This is a genomic window from uncultured Sphingomonas sp., assembly GCF_937859915.1.
Lineage (GTDB): Bacteria > Pseudomonadota > Alphaproteobacteria > Sphingomonadales > Sphingomonadaceae > Solisphingomonas.
This window is the reverse complement of record NZ_CALMAW010000020.1, coordinates 1-17,017: the sequence shown is the minus strand read 5'-3', so window position 1 is coordinate 17,017 and position 17,017 is coordinate 1. Positions and strand designations below refer to the sequence as shown.

Sequence of the window (17,017 nt, the reverse complement as noted above, 5' to 3'; positions counted from 1 at the left end):
TTTGTTTCTAGCTTTTCGGGTGAGCCGGGTACGCGCGCTATCCTGTCCGACCGATAGCGTCGGCGATCAACACCCAGCGCGCCGCCATTGTGTGATCGTGAATCGCAAGATGCGCCGCTTGTCCCGCAGCAACGGACCACGCGTCGTCGCCATATCGGCCGACGATGTCCGCCGCCGTCTCGGCTATCCTATTGGCGCTGAGGCATTTCTGGGACATGGCCGGCCTCAGCGGTTCGCCGAGGGGTCGGCGCCATTCCTGGTCGCAAGCGACTCAACCCGCGCAGACGGTCACGCTAAGGACAATGTGCGGCCGTTGATACACATCGATGGTCTACACCCGGCCAAGCGGCCGCCCCCTACCCTGCTGTCCCGTTTCCCCTCGCCTTGGGCGGGAACACCGGTTCAGCCGCCCGTCGCGAACCACCCCAGCAGTTCGGCCTTGAGGATCTTGCCATTGGCGTTGCGCGGCAGCATCGCGTCGCTGAACAGCACGCGCACCGGCACCTTGAACGCCGCGAGCCGCGCGCGCACCCAGTCCTGCAACGCCGCCTCGCTCGTCGTTGCGCCCGGCGCGCAGTGGACGACCGCGGCCGGCACCTCGCCGAGCAGATGATCGGGCACGCCGACCAGCGCGGCGTCGGTGACCGCGGGGTGATCGTAGAGGATGTTCTCGACCTCGGTCGAATAGATGTTCTCGCCGCCGCGGATGATCACGTCCTTGGCGCGATCGACGATGAAGCAGAAACCCTCCTCGTCGAGCCGGGCGATGTCGCCGGTGCGCACCCAGCCGTCGACGAAGGTCGCAGCGGTCGCGGCGGCATCGTTCCAATAGCCCTTCACGATCTGGGGTCCCCGCGCCCATAGTTCGCCCACCTCGCCGGTCGGCATCTCCTGCAACCCGTCCTCGCTCATGATCCTGAGGTCGCAGACCGGCAGCGGAGGCCCGCAGCTGTCGGGGCGGTGGAGATAATCCTCGGCGCTGTGCGTGGTCACCGTCGCCGAGGTCTCGGTCATCCCCCAGCCGTTCGAGGGCAGCGCGTGCAGGTCGCGGTCGATCCGCCGCACCAGCTCGGGCGCCGACGGCGCGCCGCCATAGGCGATCGTCTCGAGCGAGCTCAGATCATAGCGGTCGCGGTCGGGATGTTCGAGCAGCTGCCAGGCGATCGCGGGCACGCCGCCGGTGGTCGTCACCCGCTCGCGTTCGATCAGCGCGAACGCGGTCGGCGTATCCCATTTGCGCATGAACACGATCGTGCTGCCGGTCGCGATCGCGCCCATCAAAAAGGCGTTGCAGGCGGTGACGTGGAACATCGGGATGACGATCAGCCCGACCTTGGGGCCGGCCGGCAGCGGCGTCTCGCCGCGGCGGAGCGCCGAGCGCTGGCTGGCATAGGAGGCCGACATCACGCAGGTCAGGATGTTGCGATGCGTACCGAGCGCGCCCTTGGGGCGGCCGGTGGTGCCGCTGGTGTAGAAAAGCGTCGCGTCGTCGTCGGGCGCGATCGCGACCGCGGGCAGATCGATGTCGGGCAGATCGGCATAGAAGCGCGGCGTCCCGATGATCGCCTCGAGCGCGGTCGCGGCGGCGTCGAGCGTCCCCTCCTGCCGCGCCACGATCACCATCGCGAGATCGGGCAGCGCGCCCCGGTGCGGCTGGACGCGGGCCCAGCGCTGCGCGTCGCAGATCAGCAGCTTCGCCCCCGAATGACCGAGCGCATAGCCGAGTTCGGTGCCCGTCCACCACGCGTTGAGCGGCACCACGATCGCGCCGAGGCTGGTGACCGCGAAGAAAATCACCGGCCATTCGGGCAGGTTGCGCATCGCCAGCGCGACGCGGTCGCCCCGGCCGATCCCGCGCGCGGCGAGTTCGGCCGCCAGCGCCGCGCTCGCGCGGAACCAGCCCTCGTAGCTGACGCGCTCCTCCTCATAGACAAGCATGGTCGCGTCCGCGAAATTGGCGCGCGCCAGCCGGGCCAGCATCGCGAGAGTGGGCGGCTGGTTCTTCCAGCAGCGCGTCGCGACGCCGTCGCCGCCGCCCGGAATCATCACCGTCTCCATCTCGAACGGCGCGCCGGGCGCGCACAGCAGCGCCTCGACATCCGCCAGCGACATCGCCGGCCAGCCACCGTCCCGCATGTCGTCATCGATCGTCGCAGCGACGCGTTCGTCGGCCATAGCGCTCATCCAATCCTAAACCCGGTTTGCCGGTGTCGATTTCTCGGCAACGCTATTCTTGATTCAATCGCGCCTCAAGCGGTATGAAACCGACAACCCGATATCGTGACTCACCGGCCGCTCGAAAATGCGGTACGGCGGGCACCCCGATCTGAGAGGAGCGCGCATGGCCGTCATCACCACCCGCAAGGAGGGCGACGTGCTCGTCGTCGTCTCGGACAATCCGCCGGTCAACGCGCTTGGCGCGGACGTGCGGATCGGGCTGGTCGAGGCGATCCGCGCGGCCGATGCGGATTCGGCGGTCGCGGCGGTGGTGATCCGCGGCGCCGGCCGCACCTTCTTCGCGGGCGCCGACATCACCGAGTTCGGCGCGCCGATGCGCGGGCCGCAACTCCCCGAGGTGGTCGACATCATCGAGGCCTGCACCAAGCCCGTCGTCGCCGCGATCCACGGCACCGCGCTCGGGGGCGGGCTCGAGGTCGCGCTCGCCTGCCATTACCGCGTCGCGGTGCCCTCGGCGAAGCTGGGGCTGCCCGAGGTCAAGCTCGGTATCCTGCCGGGCGCGGGCGGCACGCAGCGGTTGCCGCGTGTGGTCGGAGTCGAGGCGGCCTTGCCGATGATCGTCTCGGGGGATCCGATTCCCGCCAAGACGGGCCAGGCGATCGGGCTGATCGACCGCATCGTCGGCGAGGACAGCCTCGAGGCCGACGCGATCGCCTTTGCGCGCGACATGGCGGCCAAGGGCGGGCATCCCGTCGCGAGCCGCGGCACGGCCACCGCAGAACCCGGTCTGTTCGACCATTTCCGCAAGGAGAACGCCCGTCGCCTCAAGGGCTATGAGGCGCCCGAGGCGTGTATCCAGGCGATCGAGGCGGCGACCACTCTGCCCTTCGACCAGGGCATGGCCAAGGAGCGCGCGCTGTTCACCCAGCTCGTCAGCGGTACGCAGAGCCAGGCGCTGCGCCACATCTTCTTCGCCGAGCGCGCCGCCGCCAAGATCAACGACATCCCCAAGGATACGCCGCTGATCCCGATCAGGAAGGTCGGCATCCTCGGTGCCGGCACGATGGGCGGCGGGATCGCGATGAACTTCCTCTCCGCGGGCATCCCGGTCACGATCGTCGAGCGCGAGCAAGCGGCGCTCGACCGCGGCGTCGCGACGATCCGCCGGAATTACGAGGCGACCGCCAGCAAGGGCCGGATGACCGCGGCACAGGTCGAGACCGCGACCGGGCTGCTCACCCCCACCCTCTCCTATGACGATCTCGCCGATTGCGATCTGGTGATCGAGGCGGTGTTCGAGCTGATGGCGATCAAGAAGGATGTGTTCGGCACGCTCGACCGCATCGTCAAGCCGGGTGCGATCCTCGCCTCCAACACCTCCTACCTCGACGTCGACGAGATCGCCGCCGCCACCAAGCGCCCCGAGTCGGTGATCGGGCTGCACTTCTTCTCGCCCGCCAATGTGATGAAGCTGCTCGAGATCGTGCGCGGCGCCAAGACCGCGCCATCGGTGCTGGCGACCTGCATGGCGCTGTCCAAGACGATCAAGAAGGTCGCGGTGGTCGCGGGGGTGTGCGACGGCTTCATCGGCAACCGCATGCTCTCGCCGCGTCAGCGCGAGGCCAATGCGCTGGTGATGGAGGGCGCGACGCCGGCCGATGTCGACCGGGTGCTGCTCGATTTCGGCTTCCCGATGGGGCCGTTCCAGATGTCCGACCTCGCCGGCCTCGACATCGGCTGGGATCCCGACGCCTCCGACGGCGCCGAGAATTTCCGCGACGCGCTGTGCGAGGCGGGCTTGCGCGGCCAGAAGAACGGCCATGGCTTTTACGACTATGACGACAAGCGCAACCGCACCCCCTCGCCCAAGGTCGAGCAGCTGATCCGCGAATTCGCCGCGAAGAAGGGCATCGCGCAGCGCACGATCGACAGCCAGGAGATCCTCGAGCGGCTGCTCTACCCGATGGTCAACGAGGGCGCGCTGATCCTCGAGGAGAAGATGGCGCAGCGCGCGTCCGACATCGATATCGTCTGGCTCAACGGCTATGGCTGGCCGGCCTGGACCGGCGGCCCGATGTTCTGGGCCGACACGGTCGGGCTCGACGTCGTCGTGGCGGGGCTCGAGAAGCACGCGCCCCGGATGGCGGGGCATCGCCTCTCTACGCTGCTCGCCGACAAGGCGGCCAAGGGCGAGCGCTTCACCTCATGAGCGAGCTCGACGACTTCCGCGCGGAGACGCGCGCCTGGCTCGAGGGGAACTGCCCGGCCGAGATGCGCACGCCGATCCGCTCGGACGACGATGTCTGCTGGGGCGGCCGCAACCCGACCTTCTCGTCGCCCGAGCAGAAGCTGTGGCTCGATCGGATGGCGGAGCGCGGCTGGACCGTGCCCGACTGGCCCCGCGACTATGGCGGCGGCGGGCTGTCGCCGGCGGAGAGCAAGGCGCTGCGCGAGGAGATGGCGCGCCTCGGCTGCCGCAGCCCGCTCTATTCGTTCGGCATCTCGATGCTCGGGCCCGCGCTGCTCAAATATGGCACCGAGGCGCAGAAGCAGGACCATCTGCCGAAGATCGCGCGCGGACAAATCCGCTGGTGCCAGGGCTATTCGGAGCCCAATGCCGGCTCCGACCTCGCCAGCCTCGCCACCTCGGCGGAGGAGGACGGCGACGACTTCATCGTCAACGGGCAGAAGGTGTGGACCAGCTATGCCGACAAGGCCGACTGGATCTTCTGCCTCGTCCGCACCGACAAGACGGTCAAGCAGGGCGGCATCTCCTTCCTGCTGTTCGACATGGCCTCGCCCGGCGTGTCGACGAGGCCGATCCTGCTGATCTCGGGCTATTCGCCCTTCTGCGAGACCTTCTTCGACGATGTCCGCGTGCCCAAGGCCAATCTGCTCGGCGAGCGCGACAAGGGCTGGGACGTCGCCAAATATCTGCTCGGCCACGAGCGCGAGATGATCTCGGCGATGGGGCTGGGCACCGGCGGCGGGCCATCGCTGGGCAAGATCGCGGTCGAGGCGATCGGCGCCGAGCCAGACGGGCGGCTCGACGATCCGGTGCTGCGCGCGCGGATCGCGCTGTTCGAGGTGCGCGCCGCCGCGTTCCGCGCGATGTCCGAGCGCTTCCTCGACGAGCTCAAGGCGAAGCGCACGCATCCCGCGCAGCCTTCGATGATGAAATATGTCGGTACCGAGCTCAACAAGCAGCGTCACGAGCTGATGATGGCGGCGGGCGGATCGGACGCGCTCGAATGGGAGAGCGATCGCTCGCACGGCGGCGCGGGGGCGCGGGCCTGGCTGCGCACCAAGGCCAATTCGATCGAGGGCGGCACCTCCGAGGTGCAGCTCAACATCATCGCCAAGCGCATCCTGGCGCTGCCGGGGGCGTGATCCCCTCCGTCGCCCCGGCGAAAGCCGGGGCCCATGGATGCGGCGCCTCGGACGTGGGCGCTGTGCCCGGATAACGACCGTGCCGCCGTCTATGGATCCCGGCTTTCGCCGGGACGACGGGGGAGAAGAAGAGGATGTCCATGCCGCTGTTCCACACCGACGACCAGGCGATGCTGCTCGACACCGCGCGGCCCTTCCTCGCCGAGCAGGCGCCGGTCGCGCATATGCGTGCCTTGCGCGATGCCGACGACCGGACCGGCTTCGATCCCGCGCTGTGGGCGCGCTTCGCCGAAATGGGGTTTTGCGGCATGCTGATCGACGAGGCCGACGGCGGGCTCGGGCTTGGCGCCGTCGAGGCCGGTATCGTGCTCGAGGAGATCGGGCGCAACCTCACCCCCTCGCCCTTCCTGGCGACCGCGGTCGGCGCGGTCACCGCGCTCAAGGGCGGATCGCGCGACCAGCGCGCGCGCTGGCTGCCGCGGATCGCGGCGGGCGAAGCGGTCGCGGCGCTCGCAATCGACGAGGGCGGCAAGCATCGCCCCAACCGGATCGCGCTCACCGCCGCGCGATCGGGCAACGGGTTCACGCTGCGCGGGACGAAACGCTTCGTCGCGCACGGCCATGTCGCCGACCTGTTGATCGTCGCGGCGCGCACCGCGGGGGGTAGCGACGAGCCGGACGGCATCACGCTGTTCGCGGTCGACAAGGGCGCGGCGGGTCTCACCGCCGCCGCCGATCGCCTCGCCGACGCCAGCCTCTCCGCGCAGCTGCGCTTCGACGACGTGCAGGTCGACGCCGACGCGGTGATCGGCGAGCTCGACGGCGGCTGGGCGGGGCTGACGCGCACGCTCGACGCGGTGCGCACGGGCGCCGCCTCCGAGCTGCTTGGCGTCGGCACGGGCGCGATGGCGCGCACGACCGACTATCTCCAGCAGCGCAAACAGTTCGGCGTCGCGATCGGCAGCTTCCAGGCGCTCCAGCACCGCGCCGCGCATCTCTACAGCGAGCTGGAGATCGCGCGCGCGGCGGTGCTCAAGGCGCAGCAGCTGCTCGATGCGGGCGATCCGGCCGCCGAGCGCGCGGTGATGGTCGCGAAAGCGATGGCGGGGCTCGCCACCACGCTCGTGGTGCAGGAGGGCGTGCAGATGCACGGCGGCATCGGCATGACCGACGATTACGACATCGGCTTCTTCATGAAGCGCGCCCGCGTGCTCGCCGAACTGTTCGGCGACAGCGATTTCCATGCCGACCGGCTGGCGCGGGCGTCGGGCTACTGACCGTCTCATCCTCCCCGGGTTTTCCCGGGGAGGGGGACCGCTCGCGCAGCGAGTGGTGGAGGGGCCGCGCCTCGAACGCCGCGCTTGCCGCCTTTCCCCTCCACCACCGGCTGCGCCGGCGGTCCCCCTCCCCGACGAATGTCGGGGAGGATGTTAATCACGCGGCGGCGCGTATTTTCCCAGCTCCGCGCGTGCGATCGCGCGGGCATGGACCTCGTCGGGGCCGTCGGCGAAGCGCAGCGTGCGCACCGCCGCCCACTCCGCCGCGAGATGGAAATCGCCCGACACGCCGCCCCCGCCATGCGCCTGGATCGCGTCGTCGAGGATCCGCAGCGCCATCGTCGGCGCCTGCACCTTGATCATCGCGATCTCGTTCCTCGCCGACTTGTTGCCCGCGCGGTCCATCATGTCGGCGGCCTTGAGGCACAGCAGCCGGCTCATTTCGATGTCGATCCGGGCGCGCGCGAGCCGCTCCTCCCAGACGCTCTGCTCGGCGATGCGCTTGCCGAACGCGGTGCGCGACAGCAGCCGCTGCGCCATCGCCGCGAGCGCGCTCTCCGCCACCCCGATCGTGCGCATGCAATGATGGATGCGCCCCGGCCCGAGCCGCCCCTGCGCGATCTCGAAGCCGCGCCCTTCGCCGAGCAGCATGTTCTCGGCGGGCACGCGGACGTTCTCGAGCAGCACCTCGCCGTGGCCGTGCGGGGCATGGTCATAGCCATAGACCGACAGCATCCGGTCGATCGTCACGCCCGGCGTATCGAGCGGAACGAGGATCATGCTCTGGCTGCCGTGCCTCGACCCTTGCGGGTCAGACTTGCCCATCACGATCGCCACCGTGCAGCGCGGATCGCCGACCCCCGACGACCACCATTTGCGACCGTTGACGACATAATCGTCGCCGTCGCGGACGATCGAGGCCTGGATGTTGGTCGCATCCGACGAGGCGACGTCGGGCTCGGTCATCAGGAAGGCGGAGCGGATCTCGCCGTCCATCAGCGGTTTGAGCCAGCGATCCTTCTGCGCGCGCGTGCCGTAGCGGTGGAGCACCTCCATATTGCCGGTGTCGGGCGCCGAGCAGTTGAACACCTCGGACGCCCAGTGCAGCCGCCCCATCTCCTCGGCGCACAGCGCATATTCGAGGTTGGAGAGTTGCGTGCCCTCGAAGACGAAGCTGTCGTCGACATGCGCCTGGCCGGCATGCGGCGGCATGAACAGGTTCCACAGCCCCGCGGCCCGCGCCTCGATCTTGAGCGCCTCGATCACGGGCAGCACCTTCCAGCGCGCGCCCTCGCGCTGCTGGGCGTGATAATCGGCGTCGCGCGGGGCGATCTCCTCGTCGATGAAGCGCCGTACCAGATCTTTGAAATGCGCCTCTCGGTCGGTCAGCGTGAAATCCATGATGGCGTCCTCTCGGGCTTTGTCGGCTTTGGCGCGACTGTGCCGCCGCCATACCGGAGACGCAAGTGAGACTGTGGCGCGACGATGCCCCTATGCCGCCGCGCCCTCGATGAGCGGCGCCAGCGTCTCGCACCACCAGCCGATCTCGTCCGCCGTCGCCAGCCGGCGCTGCGCGATCTCGAGCTCGGCATAGGGCAGGTCGGGAAAGGCGTGGCGCGGCACGGTGTGGTCGGTCGCGTCCATCCGATAGGGGTCGTTGTCGCCGACGACGAGCGTGGGCGACCGCATCAGCCCGTCCAGCAGCCGCCGCGCGAAGCGGTCGTTGCGGCCGTCGTGGAGCACGCCGATGTCCCACGGCCGCGCCGCCTGCCCAGCAAGCGCCGCCGTGAAGCTGTGCAGCGACAGCAGGATCGTCGCCTGCCCCGCCGCGCTACGCCGCGCGATCTCGGCGGCAATCGCCTGCTGATAGGGCGCGTGGATCGCCGCGATCCGTGCCGCGCGCGCCGCCGCGCTCAGCCCGATATTGCCCGGAATCGCCGTCGCGTCGCTGACCTCGGGGATCGCGTCCGCCGTGTCCGGATCGCGGTTGCAGTCGATCACCAGCCGCGAATAGCTCTGCCGCACGAACACCGCGTCGAGCCGCGACGCCAGCGCTTCGCCGAGCGCACCGACGCCGATGTCCCAGGCGATGTGGCGCGTGCGATCCGGCTCCGAAAGCCCCAGCGTGCCGAGCCGCTGCGGGATGCGATTGCCGGCATGGTCGCCGATCAGCAGGAACGGCGCGCGGCCCCGCGGGTTGAGTATCGCGACCGCCGCTGGATCGGCCCTGTCCAGCAAAGCGTCGTGCAACGCTTCGCGCCCGGCCGAACCTGTGGAATAGTCGTCGTCCATGCCATTCCTCACCATCCGCCACGTCACCACCTACCGCTACCGGCAACCGGTGGCCTTTGGCGAGCATCGCCTGATGGTCCGCCCGCGCGAAGGGCACGACCAGCGGCTGATCGCGGCCAAGCTCGACATCGATCCGGCGCCGCGCGACCTGCGCTGGCTGCACGACGTGTTCGGCAATTCGGTCGCGGTCGCGCGCTTTTCGGGCCGCGCGGCAACGCTGCGCTTCGAGAGCGACGTCCGGATGGAGCATATCCCGATGGAGCGCGACAGCGTCGCGATCGAGGATTATGCCCAGCGCTACCCCTTCACCTACTCGTCGGAGGACATGCCAGATCTGCTGCGCTCGATCGAGCGCGGGCACCACGACCCCTATCGCATCGTCGACGACTGGGCGCGGCGCTTCGTGCGGCAGGACGGCAAGACCGACACGCTGACGATGCTCGCCGAGATCACCTCGACCATCCGCCGCACCTTCACCTATATCGCGCGCTACGAGGCGGGCACGCAGACCCCGGTCGAGACGCTGCAGAAGCGCCAGGGCACCTGCCGCGACTTCGCGGTGCTGATGATCGAGGCGGCGCGCGCGCTCGGCCTCGCGGCGCGCTTCGTGTCGGGCTATGTCTATTCGCCCGGCATGGGCGAGGGCCGCGTCGGGGGCGGCAACACCCACGCCTGGGTGCGGATCTTCCTGCCGGGCTCGGGCTGGATCGAATTCGATCCGACCAACGGCATCGTCGGCAGCCGCGGGCTGGTCCGCGTCGCGATCGCGCGCGATCCCTACCAAGCCGTGCCCTTGTCGGGCACCTGGGCGGGCTTTCCGGGCAGCGACCAGGGCATGGACGTCTCGGTCGAGATCAAGCTCGACGGGCAGACCGCCGACGACAGCGCCGCCGCCGCCACCATTCTCAACGCCGCCGCACTATGACGGGAGACAAGGGCCCATGCTGATCCGAACCGGCTACAATATCCGTTTCGATACGGACGTCCCCGTGCCGATGCTGGCGCTGCTCAGCGTGCACCCGTCGCGGCACCAGGATCTGCGCACCCCGCACCGCATCGTCGCCGCGCCCGACGTGCCGATGTATGATTATGTCGACAGCTTCGGCAATGTCTGCACGCGGATGACGATCCCGGCAGGCGGCGTCGATCTTGCCTGCGACTTCGTCGTCGAGGATCATGGCGCCCCCGACGCCTACGCGCCCGATGCCATTCAGCTGCCCGTCGAGCAGCTGCCCGACGAGGTGCTGATGTACCTGCTGGCGAGCCGCTATTGCGAGACCGACCGCTTGTCCGACACCGCCTGGTCGCTGTTCGGCAATGCCCCGACCGGCTGGGCACGGGTGCAGGCGATCGTCGCGTTCGCCAACAACCATGTCGAGTTCGGCTATCATCACGCGCGCTCGACCAAGACCGCGTGGGACGCGTACCAGGAGCGCCAGGGCGTGTGCCGCGACTTCGCGCATCTCGCGGTGACGCTGTGCCGCTGCATGAACATCCCGGCGCGCTACTGCACCGGCTATCTCGGCGACATCGGCGTGCCGGTCAGCGACGCGCCGATGGATTTTTCGGCGTGGTTCGAGGCCTATCTGGGCGGGCAGTGGTATACGTTCGACGCACGCCACAACACGCCGCGGATCGGGCGGATCCTGATGGCGCGCGGCCGCGACGCGACCGACGCCGCGCTGACCACCGTGTTCGGGCCGACCCGGCTGACGCGGTTCGACGTGCATACCGACGAGGTGACCTCGCTTTGACCGAACTCTCAACCGCCAACCCGCTGCTCGACGACTGGACGGGACCCTTCGCGGCGCCGCCTTTCGATCGCATCCGCGCGGCGCATTTCCTGCCCGCGCTCGATGTGGCGCTTGCGGCGCATCGCGCCGAGATCGAGGCGATCGCGACCGATCCCGCCCCCGCCGACTTCGCCAACACGCTGCTCGCGCTCGAGCGATCGGGCGCGGCGCTGGCCAAGGTGCGGCGGACCTTCTGGACGCTGTCCTCGGCGCAGGCCGATGCGGATCTGCGCGCGATCGAGGAAGAGATGTCGGCGCGGCTGACCCGCCACGGCACCGCGATCGGCCACGACCGCCGGCTGTTCGACCGGGTCGCCGCGGTGTGGCGCGCACGCACGACGCTGGGTGCCGAACAGCTGCGGCTGGTCGAGAACAGCTATCGCGGCTTCGTCTCGGGCGGCGCGCTGCTCGATCCCCAGGCGAAGGCGCGCTTTGCGGCGATCGACGAGCGGCTCGGCGAATTGTCGGTGCGCTTCGGCCACAATGTGCTCGCCGCCGGCACCGACTGGTCGCTGCTGCTCGACGAAGCGGGCTGCGCGGGGCTGCCCGACAGCGTCCGCGCCGCCGCCCGGCGCCGGGCCGAACTGGCGGGGCAGGACGGCTGGCGGTTCACGCTCGATCGCGGTCAGGTCGAGGACCTGCTCGGCTTCGCGACCGACCGCGGCGTGCGCGAGACCGTGTGGCGCGCGTTCACCGGCCGCTGCGACGGCGGTCCGCACGACACCTGGCCGATCCTCACCGAGATCGTGGCGCTCCGGCAGGAGCGCGCGCATCTGCTCGGCCACGCCAGCTATGCCGAGGAAAAGCTCGAGGACAGCATGGCGGGCAGCCCGCAGGCGGCGATGGGGCTGCTCGAGCGCGTCTGGGCACCGGCGCTCGAGCGCGCCGCCGACGAGCAGGCCGAGTTGCAGGCGCTCGCCGACGCACCGATCGAAGCGTGGGACTGGCGCTTCTATGCCGAGCAGATCCGCCGCGACCGGCATGCGCTCGACGGCGCGGCGGTGAAGCAGCATCTGACGCTCGACGCGGTGCGCGCCGCCGCGTTCGACTGCGCCGGCCGGCTCTACGGGCTTTGCTTCGAGGAGCGCAGCGACGTCCCCGGCTGGCACGCCGACGTCCGCGCCTGGGCGGTGAGCAATGTCGGCGGCGGGCCGGTCGGGCTGCTCTACACCGACTATCTCGCGCGCCCCGAAAAGCATGGCGGCGCGTGGATGGGGTCGCTGCGCGTGCAGGAGCGGCTCGACGATCGCGTGCTGCCGATCGTCTACACCGTCGCCAATTTCGCCAAGGCGCCGCCGCCCGAACACACCCGGCTGTCGATCGACGAGGCGCGCACGCTGTTCCACGAATTCGGCCATGCGCTGCATGCTTTGCTCTCCGACGTCACCTATCCGAGCCTGTCGGGCACGGCGGTGGCGCGCGACTTCGTCGAGTTCCCGAGCAAGTTCATGGAGCATTGGATCGTCTCGGCCGAGGTGCTCGCCGGCTTCGGCGTTCCCACGCCGCTGATCGCGGCGATCGGCCAGGCGGACGCCTTCGGCCAGGGCTTCGCGACGGTCGAACTCGCCGGCGCGTCGATCGTCGACCTCGCCATCCACATGACGACCGACCCCGCCCCCGACGTCCGCGCGATCGAGGCCGCTACGCTGGAGCGGCTCGGCATGCCCGCGACGATCGGGATGCGCCACCGGCTGCCGCATTTCACCCACATCTTCGACGGCGGCTATGGCGCGGCCTATTACAGCTATCTCTGGTCCGAGGTGCTCGACGCCGACGCGTTCGCGGCGTTCACCGAGGCGGGCGACATGTTCGCGGGCGACCTCGCGACCCGCTTCCGCCGCGAGATACTCGAGCGCGGCGACACGCGCGATGCAATGGCCGACTTCGTCGCGTTCCGCGGGCGCGAGCCCGACGAGCGGCATCTGCTGCTGGAACGCGGGTTGCTGGGGTAGGCCTCCCTCTCCCCGTCGGGGAGAGGGTCGGGGTGAGGGGGAGCGACGCGCAAGCGTCGCGTCCCACGTTCGGGGCTGGACACCCTCACCCAACCCTCTCCCTGAGGGAGAGGGCTTTAGAGCAGCACGAACCCGACGGCACGCTCCCCGACGATCTCCGTCGCCGCCATCCGGCCACCATCGGGCAACACCACCGCCGTATCCCCCCACCACGCCGCGCCCGGCTCGGGCGAGCCCGCGTCGATGCACGCCGGCGAACAGCGTAGCGCGCACAGCAGGATCGCGGTCCCACCCCCGCCGCTGCGCGCGAAGGCGATCGCGTCGGCGCTGCGCACGCCGGTGAGCGTCAGGAACGTCAGCGATCCGTTGGCAAGCACCGCCGGATGCGCCGCGCGCGCGCCGAGCAGGTCGGCGAGCAACCGCTGCTTGGCCGCGCCGTCGCGCCAGCTCGCGCCCGTGCCGGCCAGCATCGCCTGGAGCGCGGCATAGTCGACCGGCCGGCGGTTGTCGGGGTCGACCAGGCTGAAGTCCCAGCCCTCGCTGCCCTGATAGCAGTCGGGCACGCCCGGCAGCGCCGCGCGCAGCATCACCTGCGCCAGCGACTTGGCCGCACCCGCCGGTGCGATCCGCTCGGCAAAGGCACGCGCCTCGGTCGCGAAGGCGCCCGGTGCGAGCAGCCGGTCGAGATAGTCGGCGCAGGCCTGCTCATAAGCCTCGTCGGGCGCCGCCCAGGACGAACGCAGCTTGGCCTCGCGCAGCGCCTTGAGCTGCCAGCCGCCGAGCCGCTCGGCGAAGCCCGCCATCGCCGCGGCATCGTCCGCCGCCAGATCGAGCGGCCAGGCGCCGACGATCATCTGATGGAGCATGTGCGCGTCGCCGCGATCGATGCCGTCGGGGACGTCCGCCGCCCATGCCCGCGCGGTCTCGGCCCACAGCTCGGGCATCTCGCTCAGCACCGCGAGCCGCATGCGCAGATCCTCGCCGCGCTTGTGGTCGTGCGTCGCGGTGGTCAGCATCGCATGGGGATGGCGTGCCGACCGGTCTTCGATCACTTGCGCGAAGGCGGACGCGTCCGCCCCGAGCCGCTCGGGATCGCAGCCGACGTCGTTGCGCGAGAGCAGCCGGCCGTAGCGATAGAAGGCGGTGTCCTCGACCGCCTTTGCGGCGATCGGCGCGCTGAGCTGCTGGAAGCGGCGCACCGCATCCTGGCGAAGCGCGCGGTCGCCGGGGCCGGTGCCCGCGAGCCAGTCGCCGATGCGGTCGACCGTTCCGGCTTCCGCTGCGCCGGCGAGCGCCTTCGCGGCCGCGACGGCACGCATGCGGATCGCGCTATCGCTGTCGGGGGCGGCATCGCCGGTGCCGTAGGTGCGATAGACCGGGAAGACCTCGAGCAGCCAGGCGATCGCGCGGCGCAGCGCGGGCAGCGCGAGATCGCGCGTCGCGACGTCCGACGCGGCGAGGCGCGCGAACGCCTGTGCGGTCGAGTCGAGCTGCCCCGCGAAGCCGCGCGCGACCATGTCGCGGCGCGCGGGATGCTCCTCCAAGGCGAAGTCGGCGGGGCGGCCGCTCAGCGCGTGCCACAGCGCCGCGAGCGGTTCCGCCCCCGCCGGATCGTGGAGCAGCGCGGAGACCTCGTTGAGGAAATCATAGCCGCTGGTGCCGTCGATCCCCCAGTCGGTGGCGAGCGTCTCGCCCGCCCCCAAAATCTTCTCGATGACGATATAGGCGTCGTCGCCGAAGGTGGTGCGCAGCTTGCGGCAATAGGCGGCGGGGTCGGCGAGCCCGTCGACATGATCGACGCGGACGCCGGCGATCAGCCCCTCGCGGTACAGCCGCAGCGGCAGCGCGTGGACCGCATCGAACACGACCTCCTCCTCGATGCGGATGCCGGCGAGCTCGGTGATGTCGAAGAAGCGCCGCCAGTTGATCGCGTCGTTGGCCGCGCGCCACGAGGCGAGCCGCCAATTCTGGCGCTCGCACAGCTCGTGCAGCGCGGCGCGGCCCGCCTCGGTCCTGCCGTCGAAGCGCGTGTCGAGATCGCGCGCGTCGGCGAGCGCCGCCTGATCCTCGGGACGCAGCGGGAAGACGTGGCTGTCATAGGCGACCAGCGCGAGCCGATCGCCTACGCGCTTCACGCGCAGGTCGCCCGACCCCAGCACCTCGCCATAGGCGCTGCCCAGAAAGGGCGCGAGCAGCGTGCCGTCGAGCGCAGGGTTGGCGGGGTGCCAGTCGATGTCGAAGAAGCGCGCATAGTCGCTCGCCTCGCCCTTCTCGAGGACGTCGAGCCACCAGCCGTTGTCGCCATGGCCGACCGCGACATGGTTGGGCACGATGTCGATGATGATGCCGAGCCCCTCGGCCTTGAGCGCGGCGGCAAGCGCACGGAACCCCTCCTCGCCGCCGAGTTCGGGGTTGATGCTGGTCGGATCGACCTGATCATAGCCGTGCATCGATTGCGTCCGCGCGGTGCCGATCGGCGAGGCGTAGACATGGCTGATGCCGAGCTTCGCCCAATAGGGCGCGAGCGGGATCGCGTCGGCAAAGGGAAAGCCGGCGTGGAACTGCACCCGGTAGGTGGCGCGGGGGATCATGCGGGGCGTTCCTTGGTCAGCGTGGCGAGACGCGCGACGACGGCGTCGTCGGCGAAGAGCGGTTCGGGCGCCGCGGGCAGGCGGCGGCGCCAATTGGGATGCTCGTCGATCGTGCCGGGCAAATTGGGCGCCTGGTCGAGCCCGACCAGATCCTCCAGCGCGACGATCGCGAGTTCGCACGTCGACCGTGCGACGAGCGCGATTGCGGCGTCTACCGCGGCGACGGGCGCGTTCTTGGCGGGCACGGCACCGGTCGCGTCCGCCGACACCGCCGCGCGATCCCAGAAGCGCGCACGGTCCGCATCGCGCTGCGCCGGCGTATCGGCGTCCGCGCCGAGTTCCTCGCGCCACGCGATATCGACGCCGCGCCACCAGCCCGCGAACGGGGTGAGATCGTGCGTGCTCGTCATCGCCGCGGCGACCGGCGACCAGCGTGTCGGATCGGTGAAGCCGCCGTCTTCGGTGCGCTCGAACGGCAGCACGCGCATGCCGAGCAGGTGGCAATCGCTCAGCTGGTCGCGGAAGCCCGGAGGCACGACGCCCAGATCCTCGCCGATCACGATCGCGCGCGCGCGGTGCGCCTCGAGCGCCAGCAGGCGCAGCAGATCCTCCAGCGGCTGGCGCAGATAGACGCCGTCGAGCGGGCGTGCGCCCTCCGGGATGACCCACAGCCGGCCGAGCCCGAGCGCATGGTCGACGCGCAGCCCGCCGGCATGTGCCAGTGCTGCGCGCACGGTCCGCAGGAAGGGTTCGTAGCCGTCGCGTGCCAGCGCGGTCGGCGACAGGCCGGTGATGCCCCAGCCCTGCCCCGCGGCCTGGAAGGTGTCGGGCGGCGCACCGAGCGTCAGACCATGCAGCAATTCGCCGCGCCGGCTCCAGGCGTGGCTGCCGCCCGGATCGATCCCGACCGCGAGATCGGCGACGAGTCCGATCGCCATGCCCGCACCCCGCGCTGCGTCCTGCGCATCAGCGAGACCCCGCGTCGCGCGCCATTGCAGGAAGAGATGGAAGCGGACCGCATCCGCATGCTGCGCAGCAAAGTGCGTGACATCGCGGCTTTCCGGGTCGTGAAACGCCGTGGGCCAATCCTGCCAGCCGCCGGCGATGCCCTGATCGTGGACATGACCGTGCAGCGCCTCGAACAGCGCATGGCCGCGCAGGGGCGCGCCGCCTGCTGCGACGAAGGCGTCGAAATCGGGATCGCCGTCAAACGCAGCATAGGCCGCGCGCAACCGCGCGATGCGTGCGGTGGAGGCGGCCGGCCAGTCGATCAGCGCGTCGCCGTCGGGTTCGTCGCCGACGCCCGGATCGGCGAACAGCGGATTGAGGAAGTCGCGGCTCGACGGCGAATAGGGGCTGAACCGCGTCGGGTCGGCGAGGAACAGCGCGTGGACCGGGCTGATCGCGAGCGCGTCGGCACCGTGCGCGCCGGCGACGCGCGCGAGATCGGCGAGGGCTGCGAAATCACCGAAGCCAGATGGCCGCGCACCACGCAGCGCATAGAGCTGCGCCGCCAGGCCCCAGCCGCGCGGGCGCCCGGTCAG

Annotated in this window: 11 protein-coding genes; 6 read left to right on the top strand and 5 right to left on the bottom strand. The window is 70.3% G+C overall.

The features are described 5' to 3' along the window. Window positions 1-402 precede the first annotated feature (402 nt). Window positions 403-2,175, bottom strand: a complete 1,773-nt coding sequence (locus tag Q0326_RS02975; RefSeq protein ID WP_298686941.1) for an AMP-binding protein — start codon at window positions 2,173-2,175, stop codon at window positions 403-405. Between the two features lie 166 nt (window positions 2,176-2,341). Here Q0326_RS02975 and Q0326_RS02970 point away from each other — a divergent pair, with 166 nt between their 5' ends. The 3 genes from Q0326_RS02970 to Q0326_RS02960 all read left to right on the top strand — a co-directional run bounded on the left by Q0326_RS02970 (window position 2,342) and on the right by Q0326_RS02960 (window position 6,845). Then, a complete protein-coding gene (locus tag Q0326_RS02970; RefSeq protein WP_298686939.1) occupies window positions 2,342-4,387 on the top strand; it encodes a 3-hydroxyacyl-CoA dehydrogenase NAD-binding domain-containing protein in 2,046 nt (681 codons plus the stop codon). Next, window positions 4,384-5,568 carry an acyl-CoA dehydrogenase family protein gene (locus tag Q0326_RS02965; protein ID WP_298686936.1) on the top strand — a complete coding sequence of 395 codons (1,185 nt, stop codon included), beginning with the start codon at window positions 4,384-4,386 and terminating at the stop codon, window positions 5,566-5,568. The genes Q0326_RS02970 and Q0326_RS02965 overlap by 4 nt, the downstream gene beginning before the upstream one ends. Window positions 5,569-5,708: 140 nt before the next feature. Next, the gene (locus Q0326_RS02960; RefSeq protein WP_298686934.1) at window positions 5,709-6,845 is read left to right on the top strand and encodes an acyl-CoA dehydrogenase family protein; all 1,137 of its coding nucleotides are present in this window, start codon (window positions 5,709-5,711) and stop codon (window positions 6,843-6,845) included. A gap of 153 nt (window positions 6,846-6,998) precedes the next feature. On the opposite strand, the gene Q0326_RS02955 is transcribed toward Q0326_RS02960, so the two are convergent. Both Q0326_RS02955 and Q0326_RS02950 read right to left on the bottom strand, forming a co-directional pair. Then, the gene (locus tag Q0326_RS02955) at window positions 6,999-8,246 is read right to left on the bottom strand and encodes an acyl-CoA dehydrogenase family protein (RefSeq protein ID WP_298686932.1); all 1,248 of its coding nucleotides are present in this window, start codon (window positions 8,244-8,246) and stop codon (window positions 6,999-7,001) included. A 90-nt stretch (window positions 8,247-8,336) separates the two neighbouring features. Continuing rightward, entirely contained in the window at window positions 8,337-9,137 is an 801-nt protein-coding gene (locus tag Q0326_RS02950; RefSeq protein ID WP_298686930.1) for an N-formylglutamate amidohydrolase, read from the bottom strand. Here Q0326_RS02950 and Q0326_RS02945 point away from each other — a divergent pair. The 3 genes from Q0326_RS02945 to Q0326_RS02935 are packed head-to-tail and all read left to right on the top strand — an operon-like array spanning window position 9,136 to window position 12,882. Next, window positions 9,136-10,062 carry a transglutaminase N-terminal domain-containing protein gene (locus Q0326_RS02945; protein WP_298686927.1) on the top strand — a complete coding sequence of 309 codons (927 nt, stop codon included), beginning with the start codon at window positions 9,136-9,138 and terminating at the stop codon, window positions 10,060-10,062. The genes Q0326_RS02950 and Q0326_RS02945 overlap by 2 nt on opposite strands. Window positions 10,063-10,078: 16 nt before the next feature. Further along, window positions 10,079-10,891, top strand: coding sequence for a transglutaminase family protein (locus Q0326_RS02940; protein WP_298686925.1), 813 nt, complete (start codon window positions 10,079-10,081; stop codon window positions 10,889-10,891). Further along, entirely contained in the window at window positions 10,888-12,882 is a 1,995-nt protein-coding gene (locus Q0326_RS02935; protein ID WP_298686923.1) for a M3 family metallopeptidase, read from the top strand. Before Q0326_RS02940 ends, Q0326_RS02935 begins: the two co-directional genes overlap by 4 nt. Before the next feature lie 116 nt (window positions 12,883-12,998). Here the strand turns inward: Q0326_RS02935 and treY are convergent, their stop codons facing one another. Then, the gene (treY, locus tag Q0326_RS02930; protein WP_298686922.1) at window positions 12,999-15,473 is read right to left on the bottom strand and encodes a malto-oligosyltrehalose synthase; all 2,475 of its coding nucleotides are present in this window, start codon (window positions 15,471-15,473) and stop codon (window positions 12,999-13,001) included. Beyond that, window positions 15,470-17,017, bottom strand: a 1,548-nt coding sequence (gene malQ, locus Q0326_RS02925; protein WP_298686920.1) for a 4-alpha-glucanotransferase, incomplete at its 5' end; no start/stop codon positions are given. The genes malQ and treY, both read right to left, overlap by 4 nt.